Source organism: Microbacterium sp. NPDC056569 (genome assembly GCF_042793475.1).
GTDB lineage: Bacteria > Actinomycetota > Actinomycetes > Actinomycetales > Microbacteriaceae > Microbacterium.
In genome coordinates this window covers 18,199-35,355 of record NZ_JBHTUV010000017.1, presented here as the reverse complement: position 1 = coordinate 35,355, position 17,157 = coordinate 18,199, and the positions used below count along the sequence as shown (strand labels likewise).

The following is a 17,157-nucleotide window of genomic DNA, read 5'->3' as shown; positions in this document are numbered from 1 at the left end:
GGCATGGCGGACGTCTATCGCGACGACCTCGGCATCCCCCATCTCCGCGCGACGGACGTCGGGGACCTGGCCGAGGCCCAGGGAGAGGTGACAGCCCGCGACCGCGGCTGGCAGATCGAGGTCGACCGGCTGCGTGCGGCAGGACGGCTGTCGGAGCTGATCGGCGCGGCCGGCCTGGCGTGGGACGTGTTCGCGCGGCGGGCACGGCTCGACGACACCGCCCGCCGGGCGCTGGAGGGAACGGATGCTGAGACCCGCGCATTCGTCACGCGCTATGCGGAGGGGGTTCGGCGTGGCATGGCGTCGGTCGGCGCGGGTGCGACCGAGTTCCGGGCGCTGGACGACGTCTTCGGCGACACGCGCCCGCTCGAGCCGTGGGCGGACCACGATCCGCTCGGCGTGCTCCATGTCGCGCACGCGCTCTTCTCGACGTTCCCGCTCCTCCTGTGGCGCGAGCACGTCGCGTCGACTCTCGGGGACGAGTGGGTCGACGTGCTCGCCGGGTACGGCGACGGAGGCGACGAGGCGCTGCCGACGTCGGGCAGCAACGCGTGGGCGCTGCACGGATCGCGGACGGCGAGCGGGATGCCGCTGCTCGCGGGTGACCCGCACCGCATGTTCGAGCTGCCGGGCGTGTACCAGCAGGTGCGACTGGCGTGCGACGAGTTCGACGTCGTCGGCCTCGCGTTCCCCGGAGTGCCGGGCGTGCCGCACTTCGGCCACACCGGCGACGCGGCGTGGGGCGTGACGAACGCGATGGCGCACAGCGTCGACGTGTTCCGCGAGCGGCTGCGACGGGTGTCCGGCGGCTACGAGGCGCTCGGGACGGATGGCTGGCGCGGCGTCGACGTCGAGCGCTCGGTGATCGTGGTCCGCGGCGGCGATCCGGTCGAGGTCGAGGCGCTCGAGACCGAACGGGGCACGGTGGTGACCGAGCTCCGCGCCGACGGCGACGAATACGTCGCGTGGAGCGTCCGCATGGCTGCGCGCACGAACGCCGACCTCGGCGCGGGCGCACTCCTCGCCCTGCTGCGGTCCCGCTCCGCCGACGACGTCGTCACCGCGTTCGGGCGCTGGGTCGACCCGGTCAATCGCGTGCTCGCCGCGGATCGCGGCGGCGCCGTGCTCTCGGCGACCGTCGGCGTGACGCCGGATCGCCCCCGCGCCGAGCGCCGGCTGCCGCTGCGCGCCGAGTCGGCGGCGGTCGCGGCGGATCGAGTGAACGCCGCCACGGTCGGGGTGGCGGATACGGCGATCGATGCGAACGAACGGCCGTCGCGGACCGAGATCGGACTCGGGTGGGCGTACTCGTCGTCGCACCGCGCCGAGCGCATCGGCGTGCTTCTCGACGAGCTGCGTCCGCGGTCGGTCGCCGAGTTCGTTCCCGTCTGGGGCGACACCGCGAGCGGGTCCGCCGCCGCGCTGCTCCCGTTCCTGCCGCGCGGGCCGCTGCCCGGTTCCGCCGCCGCGGTACGCGACGCGCTTCTCGAGTGGGACGGACGGATGGAGGCAGCATCCGCCGCCGCCGGCGTTTTCGCCGCATGGCGAGACGCCCTCGTGCGCCGGGTCGCCGCGCACTCCGCGCTGCGGCCGCTGCACACCCCGCACGGGTTCGGCGCGATCTTCGACCCGTGGCTCGGCGTCACCGGCCAGGTCGCCGCGGCGCTGGCGCGGCTGCTCGCACATCCCGCGCTCCGTGACGACGTCGGCGGGCTGGCTGCTGCCGCACTCGACGACGCGGCGGGCGCCGCCGAGTGGGGCGCGACGCACCGCCTGCTCCCCCTGCACGTGCTCGCCGACGTCCCCGGCGCGGCCGATCCCGGCGCGCGCCTCGATGTGCCGCTGTCGGGCGACGGCGACGCGGTGCGCTGCACGGGCTCGACACCCGGTGTCACCGACCGGGCATGGCGCGGATCGGTCGCCCGCTGGGCGTGGGATCTCGCCGACCGTGAGCAGAGCCTCTGGAGCGTGCCGTTCGGCGCCGCAGGCGATCCGGCCTCACCGCATTTCGCCGATCAGCTGACCGGGTGGACCGACGTCGAGCCGCGGCGAGTCGTGACCGACTGGGCCCGCCTCCGCCCCGATGCCCCGACAGGAGTCGCATGACCCCCCTCACCACCTCCCGCCTCGTGAGCGGTCCCGCCGGGGCCGTCGTGCACACGGCCGACGACGCTGCCCTCGGCCGCATCGAGGTCGCGGTGCTCGACCCCGTGGCCGATCTCGACGTGATCCACCGCTGGGTGACCGCGCCCACCGCCCGGTTCTGGGGTCTCGGCGACCTCGCGCCCGCGGAGCTCGGCGAGCTCTACGCGTACGTGGACGGGCTCTCGACCCATCACGCCTTCCTGATCCGGCGCGACGGACTGCCGATCGTGCTGCTGCAGACGTACGAGCCCGAGAACGACCCGCTCGGCGAGGTGTACGACGCGCGGCCCGGCGACGTCGGGATCCACTTCCTCCTCGGCGACCGCGGCGCACCCGCGCCGGGCTTCACCACCCGCGTCGGGCACGCGCTCGCCCGGTTCCTGTTCTCGCAGCCCGCCGTGGATCGCATCGTGATCGAGCCCGACGTCGGCAACGACCGCGCCGTCGCGCGCGCCCGCCTCTTCGGGTTCGCCCTCGGCCCGCAGGTCGAGCTGCCCGGCAAGTCGGGGCAGCTCGCGTACCTCACGCGTGCGGCGTGGGAGTCGAGCGGCGCGGGAGCGTAGGTCTCAGGCCCGGAGTCCGACCTTGGGCTTCGCCCAGGAACGCCCGCGGGTGTCTTTGAGGATGTCGTACTCGACGTCGACGTGCGGCTCGATCGCGCTGTACTTGTCGTTCGGCGCACCGATCACCAGCTGGAAGCCGAGGCCCCGCCACGCCCCGATCGCGCGCTTCGTGAAGTGGGCGTCGGCCTTGATGAGCGCCTCGTCCATGAACACCGGGGCGTAACGCGGGCGCGCAGCGCCCGCGTCGCCGAGCTGGTACCGCAGGGCCGCGCCGACGATGAACGCGATGAGCTCCTGCGACTCGCCGCCGGACTTCTCGCCGATGTGGTCGTAGAGCGCGACGTGCTGCTTCGTCGCCGCGTCGACGCGCTCCGCGCTCACCCGCACGTGGTTGCGCACGTCGATCAGATCGCCGAAATCGGGCGCGGTGCGGCGCATGTGGCCGATCAGCCGCGACATGCGGCGGTAGACCTGCTCGCGCTCCTCGTCGGTCGACGCCGCCTCGATGAGCGCGCGCACGTCGCGAAGCTCACGGCGGAACCGTCGACGGGCTTCGGACTGGTTCTCGCGCGTCGTGATCTGCAGGCGGTGGTCGTCGTCGTAGAACGGCAGGTCCTGCATGATCTCGTTGATCGGCTCGATGCGATCGCGGATCTCGCGGATCGACCGGCTCAGCGTCGAGTCGAGGTTGGTGAGGTCGTTGCCCGACAGCTTCAGGAGGCTGTCGCGCCACTCGGCCTCGAGCTCGTGCAGTCCGCTCGTCTCGAGCGCCGCCAGGATGCGCTCGAAATCGTCGATCGACTCGTCCGGGTCCGGCAGCAGGTTCGGGTTCGGCCAGCGCTCGAGGAAGCCCACCATGATGCGCCGCACGCTGTCGCGCTGCTGCTCCAGCGCGTCGGCCGCCGCGCGCCGGTCCTCGGCGAGGCGCTGCGCGGCGGTCGTGAGCGCGGCGACGAAAGCGGCCAGGGCGTCCGACGCGCTCTCCGGCCGCGCGCTCTTCGCCAGGCTGAAGCGGTCGTCGAGGAACGCGCTCTGGTCGGGGCGCAGCATCCGTCCCGCGTCCTCGGCCGCGTCGACCACCGTCTGATCCGAGTCGACGTCGTCGATGACGTCGCTCCACTGCGACTCGATCTGCTCCCGTTCGACGGTGGTGCGCGCGATCTCTTCGCGGAGGCGCGCCGCCTTGCCCTTGGCAGCGGCGATCTGCCCCTGCACGCGGGCGATCTCGGGATTGGATGCCGTCACGTCGTCCTGAACGGCGAGCCATCGGTCGCGCTCGGCCATGACGGAGGCGACGTCCACCTGCTCCCAGGTGAGATCGCCGACCTTGGCGTACACCGCCATGCGCTCGTCGACGGCATCCAGGGCCGCGTCCGCCCGCTTGCGGGTCTCGGTCGCGCCTGCGAGCCGCGCGCGGGCTTCGTCGAGCTGCCGCGCGAGGTCGGCGAGGCGTCGGTCGTTGGAGAAGCCGAGCACGTTCTCACGCCCGTGGCCGCCGTGCGCGCCGCGGCTGCCCTGCGAGATCTGGCCGGCGAGCGTCAGGGCCATTCGATGGCGCGACAGGCCGGTGGCGGAGTCGACGCACACGAAGCCGAAGCGGTCGTCGAGGCGCTCCTGCAGCCAGCCCGTGAACGGCGTGCTCTGGTAGTCGAGACGCCCCGGCAGAGTGGTCGTGTCGTGCAGGTCGACCTCGTCCAGTCCGGTGTGCACGCCCTCGTAGCGCAGCCGCACGGGAGTGCGCACCGAGTCGATCGCGGTACGGAACCGGCCGAGATGCTCCACATCGATGAGGAGCGTCGTCGCGAAGCCGCCCAGTGCGAGGTTGAACGCCTCCCGCCACGGCTCGAACTCCGTGCGCACCTCGATCAGCTCGCCGACGAACGGCAGGTCCTCGACATCGATCCCGGCCGCGTGTGCCACGAGCTCGCGCGATTCGTGCAGCGCCCGCGGGATGTTGCCCTTCAGGCCGGTCGCGCGTCGTGCCTCCGCCTCCAGTTCCGCGATCTCGCGTGCGACGGACTTCTCCGCCGAGATCGCCTCGGCGTACTCGGCCCGGGCGCCGCCCTTCGCGTCGCGGTCGGCGAGCCTCGCACGAGCACGATCCACGAGCGCGGTGAACTCCGCGTGCGTGGCCGCCTCCTCGCCGATCGCGCGCAGATCCGCCTCGAGCGCCGCGCGCCGGCTCTGCGTCGCGGTCAGGCGTCGCTCCACCTCGCGCAGCTCCCGCTGCGCGGTCTCGAGGCGATCCCCGCCCGACAGCCGCAGCACCTCGACGAGGCCGTCGCGCTCCGCCTCGGCCGCGTCGGCCAGCGCGCGGTTCTCGCGCAAAGAGCTGTCGGCCGCGTTCTTGCGGTCGCGCAGCTCGGTCTCGACCTCGCGCAACAGGCCCAGCCGCCGGTCCGCGCGCCACAGCGTCGCGAGCGACGAAGGGTCGGAGAACTCGCCGACCTCGTCGATGAGCTGCACGCGGTCGGCCGCCGCCGCGATCTTTTCCCGCAGCTCGCGGATCGGCTCGAGGGCGCCTACCTGCTGACGCGCGGTCAGCATCCGCGTGCGCGTGCTCTCGAGCCCGTCGAAGTGGGCGACGACGGCGTCGGCCGTGGTCATCGTCTCGGGCTCCTCGAGCACCAGGCGCTTGTACAGGTCGTCGACCGTGGTGATCTGCTGGCCGGCCTGGATGCGGGCGAGCAGGCTCATCGCCTTGGCCCCCGCACCGGCTGCGCCGATCCCGAGCACCGCGTGCAGCCTCGCCGAGAACTCGCGATCGGTTCCCACCGGGTCGAGGCCGGCGTTCTTGACGGCGAGGTCGGAGAGGCGCAGCGCGGCCGCCTGCTGCAGGGAGCTCAGGTCGAACGCGCGGTCGGTCGTCGCGCGCACCCTCACGGTGTCTTCGAGCACGCGCGCGCCGGCGGGGATGTACCACGCGCGGACCGCGGTGAAGCGGGACCCGTCGTGGTCGATCCAGGTCATCGCCACGGCGGTCCACGTGTCTTCGCCGTCGCCGCGGAGCACGCGCATCTTCGTGCCGTCCTCGGTGCGCGACTCGTCCAGCTTGCCGCGCCCGTACGACAGGATGTTGCGTTGCTCGTCACCGCGCGGACGCCCCGTGACGCCGCCGTTCGACGCACCGTTGAACGGGGTCGTGTGGGGCATCATCAGCGCGATGTACGCGTCCATCAGCGTGGACTTGCCAGACCCCGACCCGCCGCACAGCAGGGTCGCCTCGGGCGAGAAGCGCACGCGGTGCGCGCCGTCGTAGCCGCCCCAGTTGACGAGCTGCAGGTCCTCGGCGAGCCACTGCTGCCCACGGGATGCCGCCGGGATGAGCCCGAACAGCGTGTCGAGCATCGTCACAGCGCGGTCTCCTCGAGTTCTTCTTCGTCTTCTTCGGCATCGTCGAACACATCCACCGAGGCGACGGATGCTGCGCCCTCAGCGCCCGCCGGATCCGACTGCGTGCGCAGCCAATCGCGCAGCTCGCGCAGCTTCTCGGCGCTCAGCACGATCTCGACGAGCGGGCTGATGCGGAACCGGCCCGTGGTCTCTTCATCGACGATGCCGTCGCGCGCCAGCCGGTCCATCGCCTTGCGGATCGACCGCTGGCGGCGAGCCGTGTCGCCGTCGGCGTCGACGAAGTAGCTCATCACCGTCTGCTCGACGTCCTCGATGTCGACGCGCGCCGCCGGCTCCCCCGCCGCCGACTCGCGCTGATAGACGGTGCGCAGGTGCACCAGCACGAGCGTCTCGGAGCGCGTGTACGCGGCATCCCGGAGCAGGATCGGCATCTCGAGCTCGTCGGAGCGCACCTGCTGCTTGTACGCGACGCCGCGATCGTGGTCGACCACGAGCCGCACGAACAGGTCGTTGAGGCGCGACTCGATGAGCTGCTGGTTGTCGAGCAGCACGGTCCACTCGTCGCGGTTGCGGTCGGCGAGCAGGAACCGCCGCTGCAGGACGTGGACGAAGACGCGCCGCACCGCCGGGTCGAGCACCCCGCGGTCGCCGGGGAAGAGCTCGTCGAGGTCGTCCTCCATCGCGGCCGGAGCGATGAACCCCTCGCTCGCGGCGGCGTCGCCGGCGTCGAGATCGCGGGTATCGAGATCGCTCTGCGTGGCGGTCTCAGTCATCGTCGGGCTCCTTCGCGGTGCGGGCGGTGACGGCTCCGAACGCGAACCGTCGCGTCGTGCCGTCGGGGCGGAGGGCTTCGACGACGGAGACCTCGTCGCCCTCGGTCATGCCGTTGCGGTGGGCGATCTCGAGGAGGCCCACGAGGTCCACCGGGCGTCGCGCGGCGTCGTCCGCCCCCTCGAACGCGTCGCCCAGATCGAACTCGTCGCCGAGACCGGCGACGTACGCCTCGAGCTCGGCATACCGGGGTCCACCCCACGCGCGGGTGTCGGCATCCGTGAATTCCGCGTCCTCGTCCGAGGCGGTGAGCGGAGCGGGTGCGCCGGGTGGACGGATGTCGCTCACCGACTGCCGCAGATGACCGATGTCGGCCATCGGCAGGCTGCGCAGCGGGTCGACCGCGGCGTCGAACGACGAGCTGCGGGTCCAGGCCTGGAGCCCCGACATGACGTCGCGCAGCAGATCGTCGACCTGCCTGTCGCGGATCGGGTCGTGGGTGCGGACCTGTCCGGTGATGACGCGCGAGGCGCGACGCTGAGCGGTGAGCACCTCCTCGACGCCGAGCTCGACCCTGCGGCCGATCGCGTCCAGCTCCTTGCGCTGCTCGGCGTCCATGAGGCGTGTGAACGGCTGCGCGAGCAGCGTGTGCAGCTGCTCGGTGAGGCTGTCGATGCGCTCCGGATCGCCGATCAGCCGCAGGGCGCCGGCGAACGCCCGGCCCTCGGCGGTGGATTGCATGACGTGCTGCCCGCGCTGCAGGTACTCGCGCAGCACCTCGCCGGTCGGGCGCACGTCACGACGCAGGTCGGCGACGACATCGCGCTGCATCGCCTTGATGGACTCGGCGACGCGGGTGAAGTCCGCCGGCAGCTCGCGCGCGAGGTGCAGGACGTTCTCGGCCTCTTCGAGGAGCTGCTCGTCGTCGATGGGCTCGGACTGCCCGAGCTCGAGGCGCGCGATCTCGGCGTCGAGGGCGTCGCGCTCCTGGATGAGCCGGGCCATCCGTACGGCGGGATCCGTCTCGGCGTGGTCGGAGAGCCGCTCGACCGCTTCGAGCAGCGTGCGGACGCGCGAGTTCGACACGCGAGTCCGGCCGCCGGCTGTCCGTCCGGTGATCTCGAGCGCGCCGACCGCGTGGGCGGTCAGCCGATACACCTCGGTGTCGCCGTCGATCTGCGGAACGAGCCATCCCACCCGCACCCAGTAGCGGCAGATCTCGCGGGCGGTGCCGACGGGGAGGGTGCGATCGCCCTCGTCGTACCCCGCAGCGCGGAGCTCGTCGAGGATCTCGGCGACCTCGGCGTGCGCGTCGGAGATCTCGACCGACGGGCGGTCGACGGTGAACACGATCGACAGAGCCGCGACCACGAAGGGCGCGTAGCGACCATGCAGGAGATCGAGGGTGGGGGTTCGGAACGCCGCGAGTGAGCGCAGATATGCCGCCTCGGCACGAGTGTTCCCCATCGATCCCAGCCTACCCGGGGCGCAGTCGGCGCCGCGATTCGGGCCGCCGGAGTGGGTCGTATTATTGGACTCGATCCACGAACCCACGGAGTTCCCTTGCGTCGCACCCTGCTCAAGTCGAAGATCCACCGCGCCACCGTCACCGGCAGCGACCTGAACTACGTCGGCTCGATCACGATCGACGCCGACCTGCTGGACCTCGCCGACATCGTCGAGCACGAGCAGGTGCATGTCGTCGACGTCAACAACGGCGCCCGCTTCGAGACCTACACGATCGCCGGCGAGCGCGGCACCGGCGTGATGCAGATCAACGGCGCCGCCGCGCGTCTCGTGCACACCGGCGACGTCGTCATCGTGATGTCGTACGCCCAGTACGAGCGTGAAGAGGTGCTCGAGCACCAGCCCGTCGTGGTCAATATCGACGAGTCGACGACCGGTGCGCGGGCGAACAGCGCGTTGCGCGTGCTCACGGCCGCGGGCTGACCTTACGAGAGCACGTCCTTCGTGGTGAACCGAGCGATCGCGGCGGCGCCGAAGACCAGGATGTAGCCGCCCTGCAGCAACGCGTTCCTCGCGAACGAGTCCCAGACGATCGGCGAACGGAGAAGGTCGCCGAAGTCCAGCCACATGTCCGTGAAGAGCCAGGGGTGCACCGCGTCCAGCTGCGGGATCGCCCCGACGATCTGCGCGGCGACGGCCAGGATCGCAGTTGCCGCCATGGCCCCGACGGGGACCGTGGTGAGCGTGGAGAGGAACAGTCCGATCGCCGCCAGGCCGAAGAGCGACACCGATGCGTAGGCGGCGACGGGAAGCAGCCTCAGCAGCCCCTCGCCGAACGACACCTGGGCGCCCGACAGCAGCGTGACGGGGCCGAGCGGGAAGAGGATCGATCCCACGAGCGCACCCACCACGACCACGGTGAGGGTGGCGGCGACGCAGAACGCCGCCGCTGCCAGGTATTTGACCAGAAGGAGTCGCACTCGGCCCGCGGGAGCGGTCAGCAGGTAGCGGAGGGTGCCGTGACCGGCCTCACCGGCGATCGCATCACCGGCGACGACGCTCACGGTGAGCGGCAGGAAGAGCGGCACCGCGACGGTCAGCGCCGCGAAGGCGACGAAGAGCCCGTTGTCGGTGATCTGGTCGAGAAAGGCGGGGCCGCGCCCGGGACGGGACCCGCCGACGAGTCGGACCGCGACGCCGAGCAGGACGGGAATGAGCGCGAGCGCGGTCAGCATGGCCCACGTGCGCCATCGCCCGAACTGGGTGGCCAGCTCATTGCCGAGCAGCGGGCGGGTGCCGGACCCCGCGCGCGAGATCGGTGCCGCGACCTCAGGCGACGACATCGAAACCCTCCCCGGTCAACGCCACGAACCGCTGCTCGAGGCTGTCGCTGACCACTTCGAACCCGCGTACGCGCACGTCCGCAGCGACCAGCGCCGCAACGATGGTCTCCGGCGCGGCACCGTCCGGCATCGCCCCGGTCACCAGATCGAGATCGGATGCCGCGTCCCTCGCGTCGATCTCGAACCCGAGCGAGGCGAGCACGGCACGCGCGGCCGCGGAGTCGGGAGTGCGGATCTGCACGCGCGCGCGTGCCCCCGCACGGCGGAATTCTTCAAGGGTCCCCTGTGCCACGAGGCGGCCGCCGCTCATGACGCCGATGTGGCTGCAGAGCTGTTCGACCTCGGCGAGCAGATGGCTCGAGACGAAGACCGTCGTGCCGTCGGCTGCGAACGAGCGGATGAGCGCGCGCACCTCACGGGTGCCCTGCGGGTCGAGCCCGTTGGTCGGTTCGTCGAGCACGAGGAGCTCTCGCGGCATCAGCAGCGCGTTGGCGAGACCGAGTCGCTGCTTCATCCCCAGCGAGTAGGCGTGCGCCTTCTTCCTCGCGGCATGCGTGAGGCCGACGCGCTCGAGCGCGGCGCCGACCCGCGACTCCCGCGTGCGACGCGACGAGTGCCGGTCCGCCGCGTCGAACCGGTGCAGGTTCTGCTCTCCGGTGAGGAACGGGAGGAACGCCGGCCCTTCCACGAGTGCTCCCACGCGTGGCAGCACCGTGTCGAGGGCGCGTGGCATCGGCGAACCGAGCACTCGGGCCTGGCCGTCGGTCGCGCGCAGCAGCCCGAGCAGCATCCGGATCGTGGTGGTCTTGCCCGAGCCGTTCGGCCCGACGAATCCATACACCGCACCCCGTGGCACGGCGAGGTCGACCGCGTCGACGGCGGTCTGCGCGCCGAAGCGCTTGGTGAGACCCGAGGTCTCTATCGAGAGCTCCGTCTCCGCGGTCGGTTTCACCGGAGTCGGCGTGGTCACCGGCGTTCCGTCAGCGACCGGTCTGCGCGGCTTCGACCAGGCGCGATGCCGGCACCGCCCCGACGAGCACCCGGCCGTCGTCGGTGAAGAGCACGCTCATCAGCGCCGTCTGCACCGCCCTCCCGCCGTCGACCGCGGTGGTGATGCTCTCGAGCATCGCGAGCTGCTCAGCGTCGAGCCCCGCGAACGCGCCCTGCTCGCCGGTCTCGGCTGCGCCGGGCAGTTCAGCCACAGCCGACCAGCCCTCCCCGATGATCACCGCGGCGGCGGCATCCGTCTTCTTCCCATCGTGATCGTGCTGACCACCGGGCAGCGCGACATCCTTCTCGGTGACCGCCATGTCGGTGCCGGGCTCGAAAGCGAACACGGCGGAGTCGGGCGCCGAGAAGTCGACCTGCGTGAAGGCGACCTCGAAGGCGGGCGCACTCGCGCCACGGGCGGTCACGGATGCCGCCAGCGCGACGCCGTTCTCACCGTCGATGGCGACGCGCACGTCGCCGACCAGCGTATCCGGGGTGCGCGGCTCGAGGATGAGCTCATACACGTCGCGCCCGGCGACGCGCGAATCCGTGCCGACCGTGACATCGGTGGTCTCATCGAGCCGGGCCAGCGCCTGGTCGAGCACCTCGTCAGGGGTGGGAAGCGTGTCGTCCGGGTCGCTTCGATCCTTCGGGGCGCCGGCGGGGAGATTCAGCTTCGTCGCCGTCTGGGTCTCGCTGTCGACGTACCAGATCTCCTCTGCGGCCCCGTCGACATACACGTTGCGTTCCCCGAGCTGGTCGAGCACCTGCAGGCGGGCGCTCTCTCCGTCGAGGTACACCTTGGCCGTATGCGAGCCGGTGGCCAAGGAGATGAGGTCGTCGAGATCGGCCGGCGACGACCCGTCGTCAGGTCCGCCCTCGGACCCATCCCTCGATCCGGTCAGGGTGCCCAGGTCGGGCAGCCCGAGCTCGGAGGTCTGCTCGATCGTGCCGCTGAGCGCATCGACTTCGCTCGCACCCGCGAACTCGATCAGCTCCTTCACGCTCTTGTCGGGCAGGTCGACGGCGCCGCTCGCCGCGATCGGCACCACGATCGCAGCCGCGGCCACGAGCGGCACGACGATCGCCGAGGTCCACCACACAGATCGCCGGTCGAGCACGCGGCGGGGACTGCCCATGCGCCCAGGCTACGCCGCTCGCGGTACTTCGTCGCAGGGGTCACGGTCAACACTCAGGGTGCTCCGCCATGACCATCGCGAGGACCGCGACCACACATCACAACCGAAAAGGTCCCGGAAAACCCTTGAGTTTCCGGGACCTTGCTGTCGGGATGACAGGATTTGAACCTGCGACCCCCTGACCCCCAGTCAGGTGCGCTACCAAGCTGCGCCACATCCCGATGCCCCCGCTTGCGCGCGGACAACTCCCCCATCCTACCCGCTCCACAGAGGGCTCGCGAACCGACGTGCGCCCGGGCGTGGCATCCGTCGATCGCTTGCCGGTGTCGGTGGTGCGCATTAGCGTCGCGACATGGCGAACATCACCATCGAACCGGCCAGGGCAGATCGTTTCGACGACGCACAGCACGCGTTGAGCGGCGGTGGCGACGGGCGCGGCTGCCAGTGTCAGTGGTGGATGATCACGAACGCCGAGTGGCAGAAGACGACCCTCGAGCAGCGCGAGGGCTTGCTGCGCGACGAGCTGGATGCCGGGCCTCCCCCGGCCTTCATCGCCTACGTCGACGGCGAAGCGGCCGGCTGGGTGCGCGTCGGGCCGCGCACGAAGCAGGTGCGCCTTGGGCGCACGCGCAACTTCACCGGTGCCTCCGAAGAACCGTGGGACGACGAATCAGTGTGGTCGGTGAGCTGCTTCGTCGTGCGCAAAGAGCATCGCAACCAGGGTCTCAACGCGAAGCTGCTCGACGCGGCGATCGACTACGCGCGCATGAACGGAGCCCGCGTGATCGAGGCGTACCCCCTCGACCCCGACGCCGGAAAGAAGATCCCCTCGAACGAGCTGTTCCACGGCGTGCTGTCGACGTTCGAGGAGGCCGGGTTCCGCGAGGTGGCTCGGCCGAAGCCGCACCTCGCGATCGTCTCGCTCGATCTCGCGAGCTGACCCGCGTCCCGGGCGACTCCCGGGGGCGCAGCATCCGTTCGCGTCAATGCACCGGTGCCGGCTGCCGTCGCACCCGGTCGACCTCGAGCACCACGACGACCCCCACCAGGAGTGCGGCGGCGACGACGTACTCCCCCGACGGCAGCAGACCGGCCAGCGCAATCACCACGGCGCCCGTGAGCACAGCCGCCGAGGCCCAACGCGACAGCGACGAACGCAGCAGCACGACCCACGACGCAGCCACCACGATCGCGATCGGCAGTGTCAGGGCGAGCCCGGCGATCTCGGGCGAGATCTCGGTGTGCCCGGTGATCTCGTCGATCTCGACCTCGACGCCGGCCGACACGGCGCCGACCGCCGCGAAGATGACGTAGTGCAGGTAGCCGAAGCGGAAGGCGGACTTCCTGCCCTCGAGCCGATGCTGCTGCTCGCGGGCGAAGTACACCCACCAGATCCCCGCGGTCACCACGATCCCCGAGATCGCGAGCGTCACGAGCTCCGAGACGTGCTCTCCTTCGGCGAGCGCGTCGATGATCGCGTTCGCCGAGGCCAGGAGGCTCTCGCCGAGGAGCAGCAGCGTGAACAGTCCGTAGCGCTCGGCGATGTGGTGCGGGTGCCACGCCGTGCGCCCGGACGCCTCGCCCCACACCGGCACCAGCAGCTCGAGCGCGACGAGCACGAAGAACGTCCAGAACTGCGCCGTCTCATCGAGCAGGTAGATGCGCGCCACCCACAGCACCTGCACCACGGTCACGCCGAGGGCCATGCGCAGCGCCGTGCGGCGCGATTCGGGATCGGATGCCGCGGCCCGCAGCCACTGCGCCACCATGGCCAATCGCATGATGACGTAGCCCCACGTGACCACGAGGAAGTCGAAGTCGACCATGGCGTCGTGCACGCCCGCCGCGAGGACCAGCACCCCGCCCATCTGCACGATGGTGAGCACGCGATACAGCCAGTCGTCGGTGTCGTATGCCGAGGCGAACCACGTGAAGTTCATCCACGCCCACCAGATCGCGAAGAACACCATGAGGTACGCGAGCACGCCCTGGCCCACGTGGTCCTCGCTGATGAGGTGGTGGAGGTTCTGCGACGCCTGCGACACGGCCACGACGAACACCAGGTCGAACAGCAGCTCCAGTGGGGTCGCCACGCGGTGCGGCGCGCCCGTATCGCGTGCGGACATCCGGACGAGGCCCATCCGAGCCAGCACATCGGTCATGCGACGATTATGGTTGCCCTGCGTATCGAGGAGGATCATGCGTCGGCTCTGGATCGGGTTCGTGCCGTACATCGCGGTGTCGATCGTGCACATCACGGCGCTCGCCGTCGGCTCGGATGCGGTCGCCGCACCCACGAAGCTCGCCCTCATGCCGCTGCTCGGGCTGGCCGTCGTGTGGGGCGCGTGGGGATCCCGGTGGTCGCCCGCGCACACCCTCCTCGTGGCCGCGATCGTCCTCTCGTGGCTCGGCGACGGCGCCGGCACGTTCGTGCCGTGGCTGCCGACGGTGCCGATGATGCTGCTCTTCTTCGGCCTCGCGCACCTCTGCTACATCTGGCTGTTCTGGCGGATGCTGGCCGTGCGTCGCGTGCCGCTCTGGGCGGCGGTGTACGCCGTGTGGTGGGTGGTGCTCCTCGCGGTGCTGTGGCCGCACCTCGGCGCGCTGTCGATCGCCGTCGCCGTCTACGGTCTGGTGCTCGGCGGCACGGCGGTGGCAGCATCCCGTTGTCATCCGCTCGTCGTGTGGGGCGGGGTGTTCTTCCTCGCCTCGGACTCGGTGCTCGCGTTCCGGCTCTTCACCCCCGACGCGATGCCCGACTGGACGAGCCCGCTCGTCATGCTCACGTACTGCCTCGGCCAGGGTCTCATCGCGGTGGGCGTGCTGGTGAGCGTGCGTGCGCGTCGAGAGATGCAGACCCCGGTGGTGATGGCATGACGGATGCCTCGACCCCGGGAAAGTCCGTCCGCGTCGACGCCTGGCTCTGGGCCGTGCGGATCTACAAGACGCGGTCGGCCGCGACGACGGCCTGCCGCGCCGGGCACGTCCGTGTGGGCGGCGAGCGCGCGAAGGCGGCGCAGGCGGTGAAGCCCGGCGACGAGGTGCGGGTCCGCATCGACGGGTTCGACCGCATGCTCGTCGTTCGTCAGCCGATCTCGAAGCGGGTCGGCGCACCGCTGGTCGCGACCGCCATGGAGGACCGCACTCCCCCGCGCGACCCCACACCGATCATGGCGCAGCGCGATCGGGGCGCAGGCCGCCCGACGAAGCGCGAACGTCGCGAGATCGACCGGCTTCGCGGGCGCGACGAGCACTGATCGCGACGGCTTCCGGGCGCGGGCTGTCGGGCGCCGCACGCCGGATCCCCGCGCGCCGTTGTGCCAGGCACAGCACGAGCATGATGGCGCAGGAGATCAGGTAGAACGTGTGGAGAGCCCAGACCGGGCCGAGGGGAAGCGTGAACACGTAGAGCGAGTAGACGACGTTCGCCGCGTTGATCATCACGATGCTCGGCAGGCTGTAGGACGAGACGTCGCGCGTGCGCAGCGCCTTGCCGAGCATCGGCAGGTTGCTGACCGCGAACACGACGGTCGAGACCGTGCCGGCGATCAGCGGGATGTCCATGGCCACACGGTAGGCGTCGGCGTCTGTGCGCCGCGTCGGGCGAAGCGCGCATCTTCTCCCGCCCGGGCGCATGGGTCATTCTGTGCAGACGGAGCGCCGGTCGACGATCAGACGAGGCCGTTCTCGTAGGCGTAGGCCGTCGCCGCGGCGCGGCTCGTGATGCCGAGCTTCCCGAAGATGTTGGCGAGGTGACGCGCGACCGTCTTCTCGCTCAGGGAGAGCTTGGCGCCGATCCCGCGGTTGGTGAGGCCGGTGGACACGAGCCGAAGCACCTCCACCTCGCGAGGGGTGAGCACGCCGGTGCGGCGATCGCCCGCCAACGCCGCGAGGTCCGCCACGGCAGGCTCCGCGCCGAGGGCGAGGAACACCGTGCGGGCCGCATCGAACTCCTGCTGCGCCCGCTCCGAGTCGCCCGCCGCTCGGAGGGCGCGGCCCGCGAGCACGCGGCTCCGGGCGACTTCGTACGGCGCTCCGACGAGACCCCACGCACCGACGGCGGCGTGGGCCGCCTCGAGCGCGTCCGCCACGCGCCCCTCAGCGAGCAGCACCCGCGCGTCCGCAGCGGTGACGGTGGCTTCGAGCATCGTCGTGGAGGCCCGCCTGCTCGCGTCGCGCAGCTCCTCGACGGCACGACGAGCGGCTTCGTGATCTCCCGCAACGACCTCGATCTCGACGAGCGCAGGGAGCAGGAACCTGCGGGTGATCGGGTCGGCACCCGCGGCGCTCCGGCGGATCTCGTCCTGCGCCCGCCGCGTCCGGCCGAGGGCGAGATGGAGCAGCGACAGGCCCGGCTGCGGTTCCCATCCGGATTCGCCCGCGCGGCGGTAGGACTCCTCGGCGGAGTGGAACGCCCCGCGCAGGCGCGAGAGCTCCGCGAACTGGTAGGGCGCACCCCAGATCGCTCGGTAGTCTCCCGCCCGGAACCGCGAGAGCGCGAGTTCCACGGCCGTGGACGCCTCGGACCACGCCCCGCGGATCAGGAGGAGTCCGGCTTCGATCGCGCGACGCTGTCCGCTGAACGCGATGAGCTGGGGCTGTCCCTCGCACCACTGCCCGAGCACCTCCGTCCACGCGGTCGCGCGCTCGCGGTCGAAGGCGAGGACGGCGTCGGAGATGGCGCCGCAGCTGATGACGCCGGCCGGCACCGGAGCGACGTCGCCGGCCGCGACCGCGTCCATCGCCTGATCGAGACGGCCGAAGCCCTCGGCGACGGCATCCGACTCGATCAAGGACTTGCCCAAGCCCAGTCGCGCGAACGTCGCGAGTTCGCGGTCGCCCTCGCGCTGCGCGATCGCGAGGATCTCCTCGAACGCATGAACCGCCTCGGCGGCGTTTCCGCTGCCGAGCTGGCCGACGGCAGGGGCCATCCGCACGAACCCGGCCAGCGCGCCGGGCTCCGCCATGGCCCCCACGATCCGCATCGCACGGGATGCCCACAGCACGCTGTTGGTGAAGTCCCCCTGTTCGATCAGGTCGAGCGCGAGCCACCCGGCCGAACGCGCGGCGCCCGCATTGTCGTCCGCGGCGAGGTGCGCCGAGTAGGCGCGCGAAAGCGCGTCGACGCATGCCTGCGCTTCGCCGCGGAGGAGGGCTGCAGTCGACAGCAGTTCCAGATCGGACGCCTCCAGACCGTCACGCGCGTCCACGCGGGCGAGCAGCTCCCAGGCGTCCGCCCAGCGCCGGTCGGCCGCTGCGGCGCGACCGGCGTCGAGATCGCTGGAGGAGATCATGCCGCTCCCACCCCGGTCGCGCGCCACCTCGGTCGTCGCGGGCGCCCGTCGAATGCTGCGGGAAAGGTACCGCCGTTCCGGAGGGCTTCGC

General features: G+C 71.3%; 15 protein-coding genes and 1 tRNA gene. 6 read left to right on the top strand and 10 right to left on the bottom strand.

Going from position 1 to position 17,157, the window contains the following annotated elements; genetic code table 11:
- Positions 1 to 3 precede the first annotated feature (3 nt).
- Both ACFQ7C_RS17575 and ACFQ7C_RS17570 read left to right on the top strand, forming a co-directional pair.
- Positions 4 to 2,106, top strand: coding sequence for a penicillin acylase family protein (locus tag ACFQ7C_RS17575; protein WP_378904181.1), 2,103 nt, complete (start codon positions 4 to 6; stop codon positions 2,104 to 2,106).
- Positions 2,103 to 2,708 carry a GNAT family N-acetyltransferase gene (locus ACFQ7C_RS17570; protein WP_378904178.1) on the top strand — a complete coding sequence of 202 codons (606 nt, stop codon included), beginning with the start codon at positions 2,103 to 2,105 and terminating at the stop codon, positions 2,706 to 2,708. The genes ACFQ7C_RS17575 and ACFQ7C_RS17570 overlap by 4 nt, the downstream gene beginning before the upstream one ends.
- A 3-nt stretch (positions 2,709 to 2,711) precedes the next feature.
- On the opposite strand, the gene ACFQ7C_RS17565 is transcribed toward ACFQ7C_RS17570, so the two are convergent.
- From ACFQ7C_RS17565 to ACFQ7C_RS17555, 3 genes are read right to left on the bottom strand one after another with little or no spacing between them, the layout of a single operon-like run.
- Positions 2,712 to 6,062 (bottom strand): ATP-binding protein, encoded by a 3,351-nt coding sequence (locus ACFQ7C_RS17565; protein ID WP_378904175.1) that lies wholly within the window; start codon positions 6,060 to 6,062, stop codon positions 2,712 to 2,714.
- Positions 6,059 to 6,835, bottom strand: a complete 777-nt coding sequence (locus ACFQ7C_RS17560; protein WP_378904172.1) for a DUF4194 domain-containing protein — start codon at positions 6,833 to 6,835, stop codon at positions 6,059 to 6,061. The genes ACFQ7C_RS17565 and ACFQ7C_RS17560 overlap by 4 nt, the downstream gene beginning before the upstream one ends.
- A complete protein-coding gene (locus tag ACFQ7C_RS17555) occupies positions 6,828 to 8,300 on the bottom strand; it encodes a DUF3375 domain-containing protein (protein WP_378904168.1) in 1,473 nt (490 codons plus the stop codon). The genes ACFQ7C_RS17560 and ACFQ7C_RS17555 overlap by 8 nt, the downstream gene beginning before the upstream one ends.
- 96 nt (positions 8,301 to 8,396) lie before the next feature.
- On the opposite strand from ACFQ7C_RS17555, the gene panD reads away from it, so the two are divergent.
- Positions 8,397 to 8,783 carry an aspartate 1-decarboxylase gene (gene panD / locus ACFQ7C_RS17550; RefSeq protein ID WP_378904165.1) on the top strand — a complete coding sequence of 129 codons (387 nt, stop codon included), beginning with the start codon at positions 8,397 to 8,399 and terminating at the stop codon, positions 8,781 to 8,783.
- Between the two features lie 2 nt (positions 8,784 to 8,785).
- Here the strand turns inward: panD and ACFQ7C_RS17545 are convergent, their stop codons facing one another.
- The 4 genes from ACFQ7C_RS17545 to ACFQ7C_RS17530 form a co-directional block, all read right to left on the bottom strand.
- Positions 8,786 to 9,643 carry an ABC transporter permease gene (locus ACFQ7C_RS17545; protein ID WP_378904162.1) on the bottom strand — a complete coding sequence of 286 codons (858 nt, stop codon included), beginning with the start codon at positions 9,641 to 9,643 and terminating at the stop codon, positions 8,786 to 8,788.
- Positions 9,630 to 10,613 carry an ABC transporter ATP-binding protein gene (locus ACFQ7C_RS17540; RefSeq protein ID WP_378904159.1) on the bottom strand — a complete coding sequence of 328 codons (984 nt, stop codon included), beginning with the start codon at positions 10,611 to 10,613 and terminating at the stop codon, positions 9,630 to 9,632. The genes ACFQ7C_RS17545 and ACFQ7C_RS17540 overlap by 14 nt, the downstream gene beginning before the upstream one ends.
- 10 nt (positions 10,614 to 10,623) lie before the next feature.
- Complete coding sequence (locus tag ACFQ7C_RS17535; protein WP_378904156.1) at positions 10,624 to 11,772, bottom strand: outer membrane lipoprotein carrier protein LolA; 1,149 nt, start codon at positions 11,770 to 11,772, stop codon at positions 10,624 to 10,626.
- A 147-nt stretch (positions 11,773 to 11,919) separates the two neighbouring features.
- Positions 11,920 to 11,993, bottom strand: a tRNA-Pro gene (locus ACFQ7C_RS17530).
- A gap of 131 nt (positions 11,994 to 12,124) precedes the next feature.
- On the opposite strand from ACFQ7C_RS17530, the gene ACFQ7C_RS17525 reads away from it, so the two are divergent.
- Positions 12,125 to 12,712: a GNAT family N-acetyltransferase gene (locus ACFQ7C_RS17525; protein WP_378904153.1), complete on the top strand. Its 588-nt coding sequence runs from the start codon at positions 12,125 to 12,127 to the stop codon at positions 12,710 to 12,712.
- A 43-nt stretch (positions 12,713 to 12,755) separates the two neighbouring features.
- Here the strand turns inward: ACFQ7C_RS17525 and ACFQ7C_RS17520 are convergent, their stop codons facing one another.
- On the bottom strand, positions 12,756 to 13,934 hold the full coding sequence (locus ACFQ7C_RS17520; protein ID WP_378904150.1) for a low temperature requirement protein A: 1,179 nt from the start codon (positions 13,932 to 13,934) through the stop codon (positions 12,756 to 12,758).
- 37 nt (positions 13,935 to 13,971) lie between these two features.
- Here ACFQ7C_RS17520 and ACFQ7C_RS17515 point away from each other — a divergent pair, with 37 nt between their 5' ends.
- Entirely contained in the window at positions 13,972 to 14,649 is a 678-nt protein-coding gene (locus ACFQ7C_RS17515; RefSeq protein ID WP_378904147.1) for a lysoplasmalogenase, read from the top strand.
- On the top strand, positions 14,646 to 15,029 hold the full coding sequence (locus tag ACFQ7C_RS17510) for an RNA-binding S4 domain-containing protein (protein WP_378904144.1): 384 nt from the start codon (positions 14,646 to 14,648) through the stop codon (positions 15,027 to 15,029). Before ACFQ7C_RS17515 ends, ACFQ7C_RS17510 begins: the two co-directional genes overlap by 4 nt.
- On the opposite strand, the gene ACFQ7C_RS17505 is transcribed toward ACFQ7C_RS17510, so the two are convergent.
- Both ACFQ7C_RS17505 and ACFQ7C_RS17500 read right to left on the bottom strand, forming a co-directional pair.
- Positions 14,941 to 15,336, bottom strand: coding sequence for a hypothetical protein (locus tag ACFQ7C_RS17505; protein WP_378904141.1), 396 nt, complete (start codon positions 15,334 to 15,336; stop codon positions 14,941 to 14,943). The two genes, ACFQ7C_RS17510 and ACFQ7C_RS17505, sit on opposite strands and share 89 nt — an antisense overlap.
- Positions 15,337 to 15,443: 107 nt before the next feature.
- Complete coding sequence (locus tag ACFQ7C_RS17500; RefSeq protein ID WP_378904138.1) at positions 15,444 to 17,066, bottom strand: LuxR C-terminal-related transcriptional regulator; 1,623 nt, start codon at positions 17,064 to 17,066, stop codon at positions 15,444 to 15,446.
- Positions 17,067 to 17,157: the final 91 nt, after the last annotated feature.